General features: G+C 30.8%; 15 protein-coding genes. 12 read left to right on the forward strand and 3 right to left on the reverse strand.

Translation table 11 applies throughout. The features are described 5' to 3' along the window. The 11 genes from Q73A0000_RS15410 to Q73A0000_RS15460 all read left to right on the forward strand — a co-directional run bounded on the left by Q73A0000_RS15410 (position 1) and on the right by Q73A0000_RS15460 (position 13,552). Complete coding sequence (locus Q73A0000_RS15410) at positions 1 to 669, forward strand: mobilization protein (RefSeq protein ID WP_193811806.1); 669 nt, start codon at positions 1 to 3, stop codon at positions 667 to 669. Between the two features lie 105 nt (positions 670 to 774). Beyond that, a complete protein-coding gene (locus Q73A0000_RS15415; RefSeq protein ID WP_193811807.1) occupies positions 775 to 1,152 on the forward strand; it encodes a helix-turn-helix domain-containing protein in 378 nt (125 codons plus the stop codon). Further along, positions 1,149 to 2,378 (forward strand): primase-helicase family protein, encoded by a 1,230-nt coding sequence (locus tag Q73A0000_RS15420; RefSeq protein WP_193811808.1) that lies wholly within the window; start codon positions 1,149 to 1,151, stop codon positions 2,376 to 2,378. Before Q73A0000_RS15415 ends, Q73A0000_RS15420 begins: the two co-directional genes overlap by 4 nt. A 221-nt stretch (positions 2,379 to 2,599) precedes the next feature. Then, positions 2,600 to 3,478, forward strand: coding sequence for a toprim domain-containing protein (locus Q73A0000_RS15425; protein WP_193811809.1), 879 nt, complete (start codon positions 2,600 to 2,602; stop codon positions 3,476 to 3,478). Positions 3,479 to 3,723: 245 nt separating this feature from the next. Beyond that, a complete protein-coding gene (locus Q73A0000_RS15430; RefSeq protein ID WP_193811810.1) occupies positions 3,724 to 4,182 on the forward strand; it encodes a special sigma factor in 459 nt (152 codons plus the stop codon). Next, positions 4,175 to 5,977 (forward strand): relaxase/mobilization nuclease domain-containing protein, encoded by a 1,803-nt coding sequence (locus Q73A0000_RS15435; RefSeq protein ID WP_193811811.1) that lies wholly within the window; start codon positions 4,175 to 4,177, stop codon positions 5,975 to 5,977. Before Q73A0000_RS15430 ends, Q73A0000_RS15435 begins: the two co-directional genes overlap by 8 nt. A gap of 107 nt (positions 5,978 to 6,084) precedes the next feature. Continuing rightward, positions 6,085 to 9,159, forward strand: a complete 3,075-nt coding sequence (locus Q73A0000_RS15440; RefSeq protein ID WP_193811812.1) for a type I restriction endonuclease — start codon at positions 6,085 to 6,087, stop codon at positions 9,157 to 9,159. A gap of 2 nt (positions 9,160 to 9,161) precedes the next feature. Further along, positions 9,162 to 10,271, forward strand: a complete 1,110-nt coding sequence (locus tag Q73A0000_RS15445; RefSeq protein ID WP_208458787.1) for a PD-(D/E)XK nuclease family protein — start codon at positions 9,162 to 9,164, stop codon at positions 10,269 to 10,271. A gap of 8 nt (positions 10,272 to 10,279) precedes the next feature. Continuing rightward, entirely contained in the window at positions 10,280 to 11,896 is a 1,617-nt protein-coding gene (locus Q73A0000_RS15450; RefSeq protein WP_193811814.1) for a class I SAM-dependent DNA methyltransferase, read from the forward strand. 2 nt (positions 11,897 to 11,898) lie between these two features. After that, entirely contained in the window at positions 11,899 to 12,933 is a 1,035-nt protein-coding gene (locus Q73A0000_RS15455) for a virulence RhuM family protein (protein WP_193811815.1), read from the forward strand. Further along, on the forward strand, positions 12,926 to 13,552 hold the full coding sequence (locus Q73A0000_RS15460; RefSeq protein ID WP_193811816.1) for a restriction endonuclease subunit S: 627 nt from the start codon (positions 12,926 to 12,928) through the stop codon (positions 13,550 to 13,552). The genes Q73A0000_RS15455 and Q73A0000_RS15460 overlap by 8 nt, the downstream gene beginning before the upstream one ends. Here the strand turns inward: Q73A0000_RS15460 and Q73A0000_RS15465 are convergent. The 3 genes from Q73A0000_RS15465 to Q73A0000_RS15475 all read right to left on the reverse strand — a co-directional run bounded on the left by Q73A0000_RS15465 (position 13,491) and on the right by Q73A0000_RS15475 (position 16,427). Continuing rightward, positions 13,491 to 14,633, reverse strand: coding sequence for a restriction endonuclease subunit S (locus tag Q73A0000_RS15465; protein WP_193811817.1), 1,143 nt, complete (start codon positions 14,631 to 14,633; stop codon positions 13,491 to 13,493). The two genes, Q73A0000_RS15460 and Q73A0000_RS15465, sit on opposite strands and share 62 nt — an antisense overlap. Beyond that, positions 14,633 to 15,625 (reverse strand): site-specific tyrosine recombinase/integron integrase, encoded by a 993-nt coding sequence (gene xerA / locus Q73A0000_RS15470; protein ID WP_193811818.1) that lies wholly within the window; start codon positions 15,623 to 15,625, stop codon positions 14,633 to 14,635. Before xerA ends, Q73A0000_RS15465 begins: the two co-directional genes overlap by 1 nt. A gap of 94 nt (positions 15,626 to 15,719) precedes the next feature. Then, positions 15,720 to 16,427, reverse strand: a complete 708-nt coding sequence (locus Q73A0000_RS15475) for a restriction endonuclease subunit S (protein ID WP_193811819.1) — start codon at positions 16,425 to 16,427, stop codon at positions 15,720 to 15,722. 420 nt (positions 16,428 to 16,847) lie between these two features. On the opposite strand from Q73A0000_RS15475, the gene Q73A0000_RS15480 reads away from it, so the two are divergent. Continuing rightward, the gene (locus tag Q73A0000_RS15480; protein WP_193811820.1) at positions 16,848 to 17,018 is read left to right on the forward strand and encodes a hypothetical protein; all 171 of its coding nucleotides are present in this window, start codon (positions 16,848 to 16,850) and stop codon (positions 17,016 to 17,018) included. Positions 17,019 to 17,054: the final 36 nt, after the last annotated feature.

The raw sequence follows: 17,054 nt of genomic DNA on the forward strand, positions 1-17,054 counted from the left end.
ATGAATTTTAAATATTTTGAACATATAGTAAAACATTTGACGGTCGTTTCTGCGTGCTTATTATTAGGCGCTTTGGCAAGATTGGCTTTTCTTGATAAAGGTGTCGATGATTACACTGCAAATATTATCTTCTGGTGCGTGACTGCTTTAGGTGTAATCCTTTATGCATTAATCGTTTTATTTCTAGACGGAATTATTAAAAATAGAAAAATACTACCTCAAAAAAACAGTTCTAAAAATTCTACTAAAGATGTTATTCCAACTGAAAATCTTGAGAATATAAGACAAGAGCAACAAAACATAATTGATCAAAATGCCCAAGGCAAAAAAAATATTGCGATAAAATACACCCAAAATCAGTTTGCGCTTTACACTTCAGAAGATGATTTAAAATCACTTTGTAATTACGTTGTGCTCTATTCCGAGAAAAATAAATTGGACAACATTAAACCAATCAAAATCGAGAAATTATCCAACCTAGATTTGTATCATTTCGGGTGGAATATATGGAAACATTTTAATGTGCGAAACCAATTCGAAACTGCTGTGTTTCTAAAAAAAATATTTTCAGAATCTTTGAAAGAAGTAGAACCTGAAAGTATAAAACGACATTTAAAAGACGATGAAATGAAAGGAATAATTACCATCAAGGAATCTCTTTCTGATTAGAAAAAATTACTAAACGCTGTGTTTTTAAAGTGTTTTCTCCGTGTACCATGCGACACAGGGAAAACACTTTTTTTATTTGCACCATAACAATTAAAAACGATAGTTATGGAAGTAAATGACATTTCATTTGAAAACCTGCCAAGAGCAGTTGCGCATCTGGTTAGCGAAATAGCGGAAATTAAATTTCTTGTAGAAAGAAAAGAAATCCCTCCAATTCCTCAAAAAAGAATTCCAATAGACATTGTAGAAGCTTGCCGAATTATCGGTAAAGCGAAACCTACAGTTTACACGCTTGTGCGGAAAAGATTGATTCCCTGCTATAAAAATGGTAAGAAAATCTATTTTTTTGAAGACGAGTTATTGGAATGGATTACTAAAGGGAAGAAGAAAACACTTCAGGAGATTCAGTCTGAAGCCGAAGTTAATTTTAAAAAAAATTGTAAAAAGGTAGTAGGGGAGTTTAATCAAAATCTACAAAAATGAGTAAAAAAATCCCCTATATAAGAGTTGGAACCACTTACTATAAAATAATAGAAAGGCCACTGATTTCTGGAGATAAGACCTCTGTTTTGGTTCGTTGGAATAGAGAAACGATCGTTGCTGATCACGGAAAATCTTTTCTTTCATCCATCCCAAAATATGATGGCTTTTGCTGTATTCCTGAACATTTAGATTATCAACAGATAGTACATGGTTTCTATAATATTTACAATGAAATTCCATTTTCTCCTTCATCTGACAATGGAAACTTGAAAAACTCAATCCCTTTTTCTTTGAATTTTGTGCAGCATATTTTCGGTGAACAATTTCAATTGGGTTTGGATTATTTGAAAATACTATTGCAATATCCTACTCAAATCCTCCCGATTCTCTGTCTGGTTAGTAAAGAAAGATCTACTGGTAAATCAACTTTCATAAAATGGCTAAGAGAAATTTTCGGGTTGAATATGACTTACATTAAAGGAGATTCGTTCGGAAGTCAATTTAATAGTGATTGGGCAGCAATGTTAGTTGTGGCAATCGACGAAGTGTTCTTTGATAAAAAAGAAATTACGGAAAGATTAAAATACCTATCGACAACCAACAAGGACAAATTGGAAGCAAAAGGAAAAGACAGAGAAGAGATTGATTTTTTCGCCAAGTTTATTTTGTGTTCCAATAACGAAGAAAATTTTATTCAAATTGATGAAAATGAAATCAGGTTCTGGATTCTAAAAATTAATCCTATAAAAACTGAAAATACCGAATTTCTAAATAATCTTATTTCAGAAATCCCTCATTTCCTTCAGTTTTTAATTGAAAGACCATTTTCAACTCAGAAAAAAACTAGGATGTGGTTTTCTGCTGAGGAGATCAGAACAAAAGCACTTCAAAAATTAGTTTTCAAGAATAACAATAAGTTAGAATCGAAGATTATTGAATTGCTGTATGAGTTTTTTGAAAGCAACGACGACGAAGAAATTAATGTCGTTCCGCAAGATCTACTGAATATGATGAACAGAATGTTCAGGCCAACATACTGGACGAGAAATGACATCCGAAATGTCTTAAAAGAAACCTGGAAATTAAATCCACAAAATAATGGCTTAACCTACATCAGATACGACATTGATTTTGCGGGAATATTTTATCAAAATAATTCAGTTGGACGATTTTTCACCATAAAAAAAGATTTTGTTCTTCAAAAATATGTTGAAATGTTGAATTAATTGATAATGAAAATAAAATCAAGTAGTTAAGTCTCAACAAAATCCTCAACAAACTTTTCAACCCAACTTTTTGTTGAACGTTTGTTGAGCGATAAAAGTCAAGTTTGTTGAATTGTTGAGCTTTTGTTGAGAGAGTATATTGTTTTATATCAACAAGTTAAAATGTTTTCTCAACAAATTAACAAAAAATCAGATTAATCAAACCCAGAAATTTCACAACTATGAATTGCAAACAATTTAATACAATATTGTTGGAAGAAGTCCTGCTTTCTCTCGGACACCTTCCCACAAAACAATCGGAAAAAGAAGCGTGGTATCTCAATCCATTTTCCAAAGAAAACCATGCCTCTTTTAAACTTAATAAAAGTCTCAATATTTGGTATTTATTTTCAGACGGAATCGGCGGAAACAACATCGATTTTATGAAGAGATATTTAAATACTTCGATAAGCGAGATTTTAGATTGGACAGAAAATCAAAATTTTTCTTCTTTTCAAAATCACAGAATTCCAAACCGAAAATTAGAAAATCTTGATAAAACTTATGATATAACTGAAGTAAAAAATATTCAACATCCTGCACTTTTTGAATATTTGAGAGAAAGGAGAGTAGAAAATCAAACTGAATTTTTAAATGAAATTCATTACCGAATGAACGATAAAAATTATTTTGGAATAGGTTTTAAAAATGATTCTGATGGATACGAAATCCGGAACGCTTATTCTAAAATCTGTTTGGGTAAAAAAGACATTTCAACCATAAATAATGGCTCCAATTCAATCCGAATATTCGAAGGCTTCTTTGACTTTCTTTCCTTTAAAAATGTAGAAAAATTTTTAGAAAAAGAACCTTCAGATTATATCATTTTGAATTCAGTTTCAATGGTAAATAAAATAAAAAATAATCTAGGTAATTATCAAAATATTGAACTTTATTTTGATAATGATGGAGCAGGAAATCATGCCGTTGAAATGATAAAAAGTAAAAATGAAAAGGCAAAAGATTGTCGGATTTTATATTCAAGTTTTAAAGATTTGAATGATTGGTTAATTCATAAAAAGCCGTCGAATGAAAGGCAATTGAAATGCAGGAGAAGGTGATTGAAATAATAGCAGATAAAAATAATTTTTAAAAATTGTATGAGGTTTAAACCTGTGTTCTTTTTACTCAGGTGCAACCTACAATAACCTGCGTAAAACAAATTCCGGTTAAATATGGTAGGATGGTAGTGCAAAAAGTACCCAATGTTTACAAAAAGCGTTGGACGCTATTTTGTAAAAATGGGATTTTTTGATTTCTTCCTATCGTCAGAAATACAATTGAAATAAAATAATAGAAGCATAAAATGGAAAATAGAAATAATGATTTTTTAAAGAATATAATCACAAAATCAACGGAGCAAAAAATGCAAAAAGTTGCTGCTGAAAAAAGAAAAAAATACTTCCAAGATTTAGGCAGAAAAGGTGGTTTGAAAAAGAAAAATAATTCTCAATTGGGAAAAATAATTTCATTCAGATTACCTGATTTTGAATATGAAGAAAGCTTAAAAAAAGCGCAAAAATACAACCTAAAATTATCAACTTATTCAAGAATGGTTCACCTTGAAAAGGAACTTAAAATCAAGGAATATCAGACTGATGATATACTACTTCAATATGCAAATAACTCTAAAAAGATTACCAATCTTTTGCGTCATCGAGAGTGGAGTGTGTTCAAAAATAAGAAAGAAATTTTAGATAAAATTGAAACTACAAATGATTTAATGTATCAATATTTATATTCAAAAATGCATACAAATGAATAATTCCGCAACAACTAGAGCTATTTCAAAAATCGCTTTAGAATATAATGGGAATGACAAAGGAATGGCGATTGGTGCAGCTTCTAATTTTCTTTTGAGTAGCAATCCAGAACATCAATACCAGGAAATGAAAACCGTTGCAGATAGAAATTCAAATGTAAAAAAGTGGGCTTTGACTGGCTATATTTCTCCACCGAATGAAATTACAAAACCTTTGTCAGATGAAGAATTAACTGAAATTGCAATTGAAGCGTTGTATAAAATTGGAGTAACCGACAAAAACCAATACCGCTTGGATATCCACAACAGCACGAAGCAGAAACACATTCATTTCATTGCGAATCGGATTGACATCAATGGAAAGTGTACCGTAAAAGCGCACGATGTTGGAAAGCGATTCGGTGATGCGATTCGGCAAATTTGCAAGGAGAGAAATCTAAAAACTGACGTTGAGATTGGAATTGATAAGAAAGCATTTATGATGAAAAATCTTACTGACAGTTTGAAATGCTCCAATAGTTTTGATGAACTAATTTCAGAAATGAAGAAAAGAGGCTTTGTAACTGAACTTTCTAAAAATGAAAAGATTGGAATTTCGGGAATGCGAATTATTTTGAAGAGCGATATCAATCATCAAACCCAGCGAAAATACAAACCAGGATATAAACTTTCGGAGATTTCTTCAACACTCAAAATTGCTGAGATCAAAATTTTTTTTGATTTAAAAAATATCGTGGATCAGCAATTAAAAGCATTTTGTAGTTTGAAAGAACTGCGGGAAAGTTTGTACCGAGAAGGATGGGCAATAAAAGTTCAGTATAAAACCGAATTCAGACCAAATCAAAAGAATGAAGTTCAGGATGTCTGGATCAAAAGACGGGAAGTTACAACTGGAAGCAAAGATAAAGATGGCTTTTTTTATAATAAATACGATGGTTTTTCTCTTTCTGCAATTGGTGTCGATTATCAAAACATTGAAAATTTAGTAAATATTGTCGCACAATCATCAGTTTTTTCTGCCAGTAACAAGAATGAAAATGTATTAGAGATTGCTTTGGACGCAGTCGAAGACGTTCTAAAGCCAAATTATGTTTCACAAGCGGAAGATGAATGGTGGAAAAAGAAGAAAAAATTAAACGATAAATCAAAATTAATAACAATGGAAAACAATGATCAATTTGAAGAATCTAAATCTGATGGTTTCGAACTTTTAGAGAATGTAATTAAATCAAATGAGGAGAATATAAAATCAAATAATGATAGAATTGAAAATTATTCAAAATTAGCATTTGCGTTCGAGGATCATTTTAATATGATGGGTCAGACACAATTGGATTTTGAAGCGGTTGGCGAAATCTACAAAGAGGCAATGAAATTTCATGAATTAGAATCTGTAAAAAGAACTGAATTTTTACAAAATATTCCAACCACAATCGAAGCGGCTCTTTCACCAGAAACAGTAGGATATTTTGAAAAGATAGATTCAAAAATAAAAGAAATGAAAACCTTAACATGGTTCGGATTAGGGACGATGGTTTTAGGAATTATGATTTTAGTTATTTCTATCAACTTTGCTACGAACTGGTATAAAGAAAGTATTCGATCAAAAAGTGAGCTTCGTGCAGATATTTTAAATAAAATTGCTGGTGAAGGGAAAAAAATATATGATGAAAGTGAGGTTAACACTTTGAGTGAAAATACTAAATTGATGCAATTATGGATTAAGAATAATCCTAAAAAAGCAGAAGATTTTTTAAGGTTTAAAGATGGGTATGATGCGAGTAAAACTGGAAAATAAGTACAATATTCCTAAAGTATAAAGAAGTTGATTAATAGTGATTGAACGCTTAATATTTTTTGATTTCTTTTGGTTATATTTAACATCTCAAAAAACTTTAATACCTAATGAAATTCAACGAAGATTCACGAGTTAAAATACCCGCTTTGCTGCATTTGCTGCGATTAGGTTATCAATATATTCCACTAAATCAACAAAATAGAATTGAGGATAATAATATTTTTTCTGAAATTTTCATTGCACAAATTTCAAAAATAAATGGAATAACGGAAGAAGAAGCAAAACGTGTTTTAGACGACATTAATCTTGAATTGGATTATGAAGATTTAGGGAAAAAGTTTTATGAACGATTGGTTGCCACTTCAGGAGTTAAATTAATTGATTTTGAGGATTTTAATAATAATAGTTTTCATATTACGACAGAATTAAGTTGTAAAGCAGGCGATGAAGAATTTCGACCAGATATTACAGTTTTAATTAATGGTTTGCCTTTCGCATTTATTGAAGTTAAAAAACCACATAATAAAGAAGGGGTAATTAATGAACGTAACCGAATCAATACTCGTTTTAAAAACAAACAATTTCGTCGTTTTGTAAATATTTCTCAATTGTTGGTTTTCTCTAATAATATGGAATATGAAGACGGAATTGTGGAGCCAATTTTTGGCGCATTTTATGCAACGCCGTCTTATGAACAAGTCAATTTTAATTATTTCAGAGAAGATTTAGATTATCCTGTAAAGCAAACTTTGGGAATTATTGACGAAAAAACGGAGAATGATTTACTAAAAGACAATAATTTAGTTGTCATAAAAAATAGCCCTGAATATATTACCAATAAACAAGAAAATACGCCAACCAACCGAATTTTAAGTTCGTTATTTAGTAAAGAAAGGTTGCAGTTTATTCTGCGTTATTCGATCGCTTATGTAGAGGAAGAAAATACAGGCAAAATTTCTTACCAAAAACACATTATGCGTTATCCGCAAATTTTTGCAACGCAAGCCATTGCCGCAAAATTGGAAGCAGGACAAAACAAAGGGATCATTTGGCATACACAAGGTTCGGGGAAAACGGCTTTGGCATTTTTTAATGTAAAACATCTTACAGATTTCTATTCCAAAAAAGGAATAATTCCTAAGTTTTATTTTATTGTAGATCGTATTGATTTGCTTATTCAAGCTTCGAGTGAATTTAATAATCGCGGATTAAAGGTCAATTCTGTTAATTCTAAACAAGATTTTATCAAAGATTTACAGGTTATTGGTGCGTTGCATAATGACAGTGGAGTGCCAGAAATTACCGTGGTTAATATTCAGAAATTTTCGGAAGATGCGACAGTTTTTAAAAATATAGAGTATGATATTAATGTTCAACGGGTTTATTTTTTAGATGAAGCGCACAGAAGTTATAATCCTAAAGGAAATTATTTAGCAAATCTGATTAATTCAGATAGAAATGCGGTAATTATTGCTTTAACAGGAACTCCGCTGCTGAAAGAAGTGGCTAAAGAATATGATTCTAAAATGCTTTTCGGTAATTATTTTCACAAATATTACTACAATATGTCCATCGCAGATGGTTATACTCTGCGTTTGATTCGGGAACAAATTGAAGGAAACTTCAAGATAGAAATGAAAGAGGTGATGGATCAAATTAAAGTTTTACAAGGCGATATTACGACCCGAAATATTTATGCACATCCTAAATTTGCAGAACCTTTGTTGGATTATATTACCAAAGATTTAATCAAATTCAGAAAAGATTTAGAAGATACTACTTTAGGTGGTTTAGTGGTTTGTGATTCTGCAGATCAAGCGAAAGAATTGTTTCGATTGTTCCAAGAAAAATATGGTGAGCAAGAAACGGATGCAAGTTTATTGATGGTTGCTGAGCCAAGAGCAAGATATGGACGAGATGAAGAAGTTAAACTGACTTCAGCTTTAATTCTTCACGATGAAAATGACAAATCTATTCGTAAAGAATTAATCAATGCTTACAAAAAAGCTAAAGTTGATATTCTGTTTGTTTATAATATGTTGCTGACAGGTTTTGATGCGAAGCGTTTGAAAAAATTGTATTTGGCGCGAGTAATTCAAGATCACAATTTATTGCAAACATTGACAAGAGTTAATCGCCCTTACAAAAAATATCAGTACGGCTACGTTGTTGATTTTGCGGATATTTCCAAGGCATTCGATCGTACCAATAAATTGTATTTTGATGAATTGCAAGATCAGCTTGGCGATGAAATGGAAATGTATTCTTACTTATTCAAAACAGAAGAAGAAATCCAGCAAGAGATTAAAGAAATAAAAGAAACGCTATTTCATTACGACACCCAAAATAGAGAACTTTTCTCCCAACAGATTGCACAAATTAACGATAAGAGTAAGCTTACACAATTAATAAAAGCGTTAAGAACTGCCAAAGAATTAAAGAATATTATTGCCGTAAATGGTTATGAAGCTTTGGATGGAATTGCGGATTTTGAAATTTGGAATCGATTATTAATTGAAGCTCAAGGCAGATTGGATAATCTTAATTTTGTAGAAAGTATTGGTAATGAAGAAGCTTCAAAAAATTTATTGAATACTGCCCTAGAAGATATTATTTTTCAATTCATTAAAGTTGATGAGAGCGAATTGGTATTGGCAGATGAGTTTAAAAATATCTTACGCAAAGCACGAGAATCATTACAAAATAATTTTGATCAATTCGATCCTCAGTTTGTAACTTTAAGACAAGAATTAGAAAGAATTTTCAAGAAGAAAAACCTGAGCGAAATCAATCAATCTGATATGATTGAAAATATGCATCTTCTGCAAAAATTATACGATCAAGCCAAAGAACTTAATCGTAAGAATGCTTTACTAAAAGCCAAATACGAAAACGATGAAAAATACTCCAGAATCCATAAACGACTGAGCGAAAAAGGAGATCTTAATGCCAAAGAAATGCAATTACACAAGGCATTGATGCAAGTAAAGCAACAGGTTGATGACAAACTGGAAGGACAAGAAGATTTGATTAAAAATGAAGCATTTTTTAAACGTTATCTTTTACAATTGGTGGTGCAAGAATTTAAGAAAAAAGAGCAAATCGAAATGGATCAAGCAATGAAAAACAATATTAGTAATTTAATAGCAAACGAATATTTGCAACAATTTCAATACAGATGAAAATGACGCAAATAACTGCACCAAATATTTTTAAGTATGCAACTAAAGAATTATCCCAAGATGCTTTTTTATGTTGGTTATTTTCATTCGCAGCAAAGAAATACGATAATTCTGAATTTAAACAATTACACTTGCTATCGTTAGATATATTATACCAATTCATAGGAGATGGTAAAATTGATATAAGAGAAATCGAAGTAAAAAAACAAGTACACAAAATTGATATTTGGATTGAAATTAATTCAAATATATTAATAATTATAGAAGATAAAACGAATAGTGCTGCAGGCAAGGGTCAGCTAGAAAAGTATTATGATATTGCAACAGAATATTGTAACAGTAATAATTTTAATGATCCAATTTGTATATATTTTAAAACTGGAAACGAAGCTAAAAATGTTTTTTCTAAATCCAATGTTAATGGTAAATGGAAATATTTTTCATTAGAAGATTTACACAAAATTCTCCACATTTATCAAAAGCAAATTATTCATCCATATTTCCAGGACTTTTATCAATTAAATTTTGAAAGACTACAAGTAAAGTTAGAATTTGAAAAGTACATTTCAAAAGAAAATCAAAATGGTTTTAGAAACGATATTATTGAAGCCTTTTATACAAGATTAGAACAGGACGAAGTTTTTACAAATTGGAATTATAATGATAGTATTGGCAACAGAACTTATTATTCAAATGACTACGTATTCGATTCCCAAAAAACGAACGTATATCTTCAGTTTGATCGATTAGACTTAAAGCTTAAAGTTGATCTGAATAAATTAAGAGAGGAAAAAGGACCTTCTTACAAGAAATTTCAAAAAGAACTAAAAAAAAATAATATTGAATTGATATATAATGATTTAAGACATTTATTTTTAGAAGATCCTAAATTAAAAGAAAAAATAATAAGGCCAAAAAAGAGAGCCACCCACAACTTCCTAACTTTTGCTGTAATACCAATTGATCAATGGCTTTTTTTTAATTCGGATGGGAAAATGAATTATAAAAAATCTAAAGATAATATTGTAAAAATAAATAAGGACTTAAAAGTTTTCACAACAAGTAATCAAGACAGGATTTCAGCTATCGTAGAAGCTGGATTTATAAAATAAAAAATAAAATGACGCAGGATATTAATTTTATGACCAAAACCAAATCGTTGATTGACAACCTGAAAAGTGTTTGTGCCAACTATGGTTTAGGAAATGATGGAAACGAATTTAAAATCATAACGCAGGTATTTCTTTATAAATTTTTAAACGATAAATTTCGTTATGCCGTAAAAAAGGAAATGCCGAAATTGGCAGAAGCCGAGAATTTTTCTATTGCCTTAAAAGCACTTTCTGAAGATAATTATTCAGATTTAATAGATGCACTAGATCCAAACATTCCAAGATTGCAACCCGAACATTTGATTTCGCATTTGTTTGTAAAACAAAATGATAGCGATTTTGCGAAGTTATTTGATGATACTTTACGCCAGGTTTCGATTGAAAATGCTGATGTTTTTTCTGTAAAATCTTTTACAGGTGCAAAAGATACTTTGTTTGATGAGCTTACGCAGTTTATTTCAGATTCTTCCCAACGTGATGCTTATGCAAAAGCGTTGATCAATAAATTATTTGAATTTTCATTCGAAGAAATGTTTGAACAGAAATACGATTTCTTTGCTACTATTTTTGAATATTTAATAAAGGATTACAATACCGATTCTGGTGGTAAATATGCCGAATATTACACGCCACATTCAGTTGCTCGTATTATGGCTCAAATTTTAGTTCCAGAACCAGTAAAAGGGGTGAAATGCTACGATCCAAGTGCAGGATCTGGAACCTTGCTGATGAGTTTAGCCCACGAAATTGGCGAAGAAAATTGCACCATTTATTCCGAAGATATATCGCAAAAGTCGAGTAATATGTTGCGTTTAAATTTAGTTTTGAATAACCTGACGCACTCTATTCCGAATATTATCAAGACCAATACGATTGCATTACCTTCGTATTTGGATACAAAATTTGAATATATTGTTTCTAATCCGCCTTTTAAATTAGATTTTTCAGATTTCCACGCCGATTTAGATAAAGATATTTTCAAGAAAAGATTCTTTGCAGGAATTCCCAATATTCCGAAAAGCAAAAAAGAATCAATGTCAATTTATCTCTTATTCATTCAGCATATTATGTACAGTTTGAGCGATAACGGAAAGGCAGCAATTGTAGTTCCAACAGGTTTTATTACGGCTCAATCTGGAATTGAAAAGAAAATTAGAGAACGTTTGATAGAAAATGGTTGGCTTCGTGGCGTCGTAAGTATGCCTAGTAATATTTTTGCAAGTACAGGTACAAACGTTTCCGTTTTATTGTTGGATAAAAAAGCAGACAATCAACACATCGTATTGATGGATGCTTCTAAATTGGGAGAAACCGTAAAAGAAGGTAAGAATCAGCGAACCGTTTTAAAGCCCGAAGAAGAAGCTAAAATTATTGATACATTCAATCAGAAAATTGCAGTTGAAGATTTATCTGTTGTAGTAAGCAAAGAAGAAATTTCAGCAAAAAATTATTCTTTCTCGGCTGGACAATATTTCGAAGTAAAGATTGAATATGTGGACATTACTGCTGAAGAATTTTCAGAAAAGATGAATGAATTTGAAAATAATTTACAATCTCTTTTTGCAGAAGGTGCTGATTTGGAAAAGAAAATACAGGAGAATTTGAAAAATTTGAAATTCAATTAGTAATGATAAACAATCCTGAAAATCAATCTAATTTTATTTTCTATCAGTCGCAAGATGGAACTGTGCAAGTACAAGTCGTTGTTGACAATGATACCGAAACTATTTGGGCTTCGCAAAAAGCGATTGGTGAAATATTTAGTGTTACTAAATCAACAATTAGTGAACATACAACTAATATATTTGATACCAATGAATTGGAGCGAGCGTCAACTGTTCGGAAAATCCGAACAGTTCAAACGGAAGGTAATCGTGAAGTAAACCGTGAAATTGAATTTTATAATCTCGATTTCATAATTGCTGTTGGTTACCGTGTAAATTCTTTGCAGGCTACACAATTTAGAAAGTGGGCAACATCAATTTTAAAAGAATATCTCATAAAAGGTTTTGTCTTAGATGATGACCGATTAAAACAAGGTAACAAACTTTTTGGTAAAGATTATTTTGAGGAGCTATTGGAACGCATTCGTGATATTAGATCCAGCGAAAGATTGTTCTATCAAAAAATCACAGATATTTATGCTACATCTATAGATTATGATGCACAATCACCCATTACACAAGAGTTTTACGCCACGGTTCAAAATAAATTACATTGGGCAATTCACCATCATACAGCAGCGGAACTTATAAAGCTAAGAGCCAATTCTCAAAATACGAATATGGGATTAACTTCTTGGAAAAATGAGAAAAAGGGCGGAAAGATTTTAAAAACTGATGTTTCGGTTGCCAAAAATTACCTAAATGAAGCAGAACTTATCGAGTTGAATCGAGTAGTAACAATGTATCTTGATTTCGCAGAAAATATGGCGCGCCGACAAAAAGAAATGAAAATGACCAGTTGGATCAGTCGTTTAGATGCCTTCCTATCTTTTAATGAATATGATATATTAAAAGATGCCGGAAAAATAACTGCGATTGTAGCAAAGAAAGTGGCAGAAAGCGAATATGAAAAATTTAAAACCATACAAGATAAAATCTATCAATCAGATTTTGATAAAATGGTTGAAGAACGTAAAAAAAGATTGAAGGATGGATAATGAGATACAACTTTCTACATTGATCGATGAAATTTCGATGGGACCATTTGGGTCGGATATTAAAATTGATAATTTCATTGATATTGGAGTGCCTGTTTTAAATGGATCAAATTTAACGGGATATAGACTATCAGAAAATTCTTTCAAATATGTAAGTGAGGAAAAAGCAAATACATTTAGAAAAGCAATTGCAAAAAGAGGTGATATTGTGATAACACATCGAGGTACACTTGGGCAAATTTCTTTTATTCCAGAAAACTCTAAATATGAAAGATATGTTATTTCACAAAGCCAATTTCGAGTTAGATTTAACGATAAAAAGATTCACACTGCTTTTATTGTCTATTTATTTCATTCAGAATATGGTCAGAAAAAACTATTGTCATTCAAAAGTCATGTTGGAGTCCCTGCGTTAGCTCAAGCGACGACTAACTTTAAGCGACTAGAAATAGTTTTTCCAGATTTTGTAACCCAACAAAAAATAGCTTCTGTTCTGTCAAGTTTAGATGATAAAATTGAGCTCAATAATAAGCTAAATGATAATTTATCTTACAAAATCACTCTACTTTTACTTGTCCGTTCATCAGCATTGGTAGAAGCCAATCTCGTAAGTTATTAAGTTGCTGGTTTTGTGTTGAATTTATTTTAATTTTTTTATCAAAATTTGATACGATTTTATCAAATTTTAATAAGATATTATTTGATGGGTAAATTAATTGCAAATTATACAAATCATCTTTAGTTAATGATCCAAAAGTTGTTCCTACGGAATTTAGATAATCGAATTTCTTTTTGAAATAATTCATTTGATATATTAAATAGGAATTGTAACCTTCTTTACTATTTAATGCTGCTAAACCTCGGCCAATACAACAATCACACGAAGAAATATTCATCGTGCCAATCGGCGCTCTTACACTTAGCAAAATATCATCTTTAAATGAAAATCTAGTTGGTTCTGTTGTATAAATTCTGTTTGTCGGGAATCTCCACCCAAAATCTGTAGAACCTTGAAAAAAGATCATACCCTTTTCGTCTACATTGTAAGATGTTCCAGACGGAGATTGCCCCATTGTTATATTCGCAATTTGATATAACCTTTTTACTTCCCAACCAATCGGAACCTTCCTTTTCAAAACATCATTAAAAACCATTTCACCACCGCTTGATTTATAAGGTTTTCCATTTTCATCTGGGAAATCAAACTGTACAAACCAATAGTCGTAAAGCGTTTTCGCCATACGCTCTAAATTATCATTTAGCTGGTTGTTCAAATCAATTTTATTGTCAATGTCTCCCAAGATATTGGCAATTTTCTTTTGAACATCAAGATTAGGCAATTGGATTTTTAAATTGTAATAACTTTCAAAAGTCATACTTGGAACTGCTGTTCCAGTGTTTAAGTTTTCTAAATTTAATATTTTCAGGTAGTTATACAGAAAATAAGGTTCTGCAATCAATGCATTTATTTGAGTATAATAAATGGTGTCAACTGTCCAAAAAGGAATTTTTGAAAATTGTATATTAGGTAAAGTTCCTTTTCTTGGCAGTAGAATACTTGGTTTGTCATAAATAAATTGGTTTCCGAATCGCATAATTCCACCACTCCCAAAAATCGGAATATTTCCATTTGGGATAGTTTTATGGTCTTTACCGTTTTTTATTTTAAGTAGATCTTTTAGTATGTATTCTTTCGTCATTAACTTATAAATTTTCGATGCGCAATTTTTACATTTGCTTGATTCACCATTGCGTAATGCATTGTGGTATCAATTTTTACGTGTCCCAATAATTTTTGAACCTGCTCAATGGGCATCCCTTTGTCAATTGCCATTGTGGCTAAAGTTCTTCTGAATTTATGAGGATGTACTTTATTAATATTGGTTTTAAGCCCCAATTTCCGCAATACATTTTCTACGCCACCAATAGAAAGGCGTTGATGTGGTTTTGACAGCGAGACAAAAAGAGCTTCGTTGTTATCAGTCCGTGCTTTTAGGTATTGTTTTAAATGAATTTTACTTCTTGCATCAAAATAAACTTCCCGTTCCTTATCTCCTTTTCCGGTCACAATACAAGAGCGTTCGTGAAAATTAATATCATTTCGATTAATTTTCACCAATTCCCCAACTCTTATTCCTGTTGAAATGAGTATTTCAATTAAAGTTAAATCTCTGATTTCTTTGCAATTGTCTCGCAAAACTTCTATTTCCTCATCACTTAGAACTTCTTTAATAATTCTAGGCGTTTTTATTTTGTGAATTCTTCTCACAGGACTTTTCAGGATGTAATCTTCATCTTCAAGCCAAGAAAAAAAGCTAGAAAATATTCTTCTGATGTTATCTATCGTTACTTTACTTGATTTTTTTATTTCCTGATAATCGGAAAGGTAAAATCTTAAATCATTGGTGGAAATTTCGGTAATGTTTTTTTTGAGTTTTTGAAGTAAAGTATCAATTGTTGATAAATAATATTTTAATGATTTTTCGGAGCATCCTTCTACTTTTTTAGAAGAAATAAATAGACTGAGAATAGATTTGTTATTGTCTGTAAAGTTTTGATTTTCTTTATTTGGTATAGTAATTTCTACATTGTGAAAACTTTGATGAATCACCTTTTCCAGCATCATGATCTGTTGAAAATTCAAAACGGTATTCATTGCATTCATAATTTCTTGTTTCACTAATTCCTTCATTGGGGCTAATTTTTTTTAAAATTTTCAAGCCGCAAAGAAATGCAAAACAAAAATAGCTAAACTTGTGCGCTAAATGATAATTTATCTTACAAAATCACTCTACTTTTACTTGTCCGTTCATCAGCATTGGTAAAAGCCAGTCACGTAAATTGCTAAGTTGTTGATTTTCTTTGAGGTTATTTTCTATTTTTCTATAATAAAATAAAATTTGAGAAGAAAAAGATATAAGAATTTCCTCTTTTGGAATTACTATATCTAAGTTTTTTATTTTGTCTTGTGAAAGATTATCTCTTGCGGAACCAGTGCTCAAATTTATTAAGTATTGATACATATCATCAAGAACGAATTTGGTGTAATGAAACAAATTATTAGATTTAGGCATAATTGCACATATAGCTTGATTTGTTGAAGCTTCAAACGAAATAACACTTGTTTTACCTGCAGTAGCGCCATACATTGCCATTAAAATAGTATTTGATGGAAAAAGTTTAGCACTAGAGTTTTTCATTCCGAAATCAGTAATGAAATTTTCAGTTGAAATAATAAAAGGATTGTTTAACTCACCGCTATTTACCCAAGGTATAATTCCATTTTCATAATATTCTTTTATCGTAGATTTTGGGGTACCTCCAGATCCGGTAGTAGCAATTTGATGTAAGCTTTTCACGTCCCAACCAATCGGAATCATTCTCTTCAAAACTTCATTATAAACCATTTCTCCACCACTTGATTTATAGGGATTTGCATTTTCATTTGGGAAATCAAACTGTGCAAACCAATAGTCGTAAAGCGTTTTCGCCATACGCTCTAAATTATCATTTAACTAAAACTAATCTTTTATGAATTACCTAAATTTTTTTTAAAAGCAAAAATGTAATTTGTAAAACCAATAGATCAGCAACAAAAAAAAAAATATTTTTCTAAATGAAATCTTTTAATTTAATGTGTTCCAATGATATAAATTCAAAGGTTGTGATAATTCATTTTCCCCTCTGTTACAATAAAGCTAATTCCAATAGAAATTAAAAATATCCAACAGTATAGAAGTATATACAAAAATGAAATCGGAAGAAAGTCCGATAAAAATGAAAACTTTATAGTGATTTTTTTTTGTTCCAAATTTGAGAATAGTTAAAGGATGGATTGATATATATTTTGGAGATACAGATGGAATTAGTACTCCACAAAATGGTATTAAAAGAAGCTGAAATAGTTTTTAGATATGGCTAAAGATGGACAAGCTATTTTCGAATTTGCACAAAATGCAGTTGATGCTGGAGGAAGAAAATTTTGGATGTTTAAAAAAAAAGACGAAGAGTCCAACAATGATTATCTTTTGGTTGTGAATAATCGTCAAATGTTTTCACCTGACAGTATTAAAATCTTTTCGTAGATAATGGTCAACTTTTAAAATTATACTACAAATTTA

It is taken from the genome of Kaistella flava (ex Peng et al. 2021) (genome assembly GCF_015191005.1).
Lineage (GTDB): Bacteria > Bacteroidota > Bacteroidia > Flavobacteriales > Weeksellaceae > Kaistella > Kaistella flava.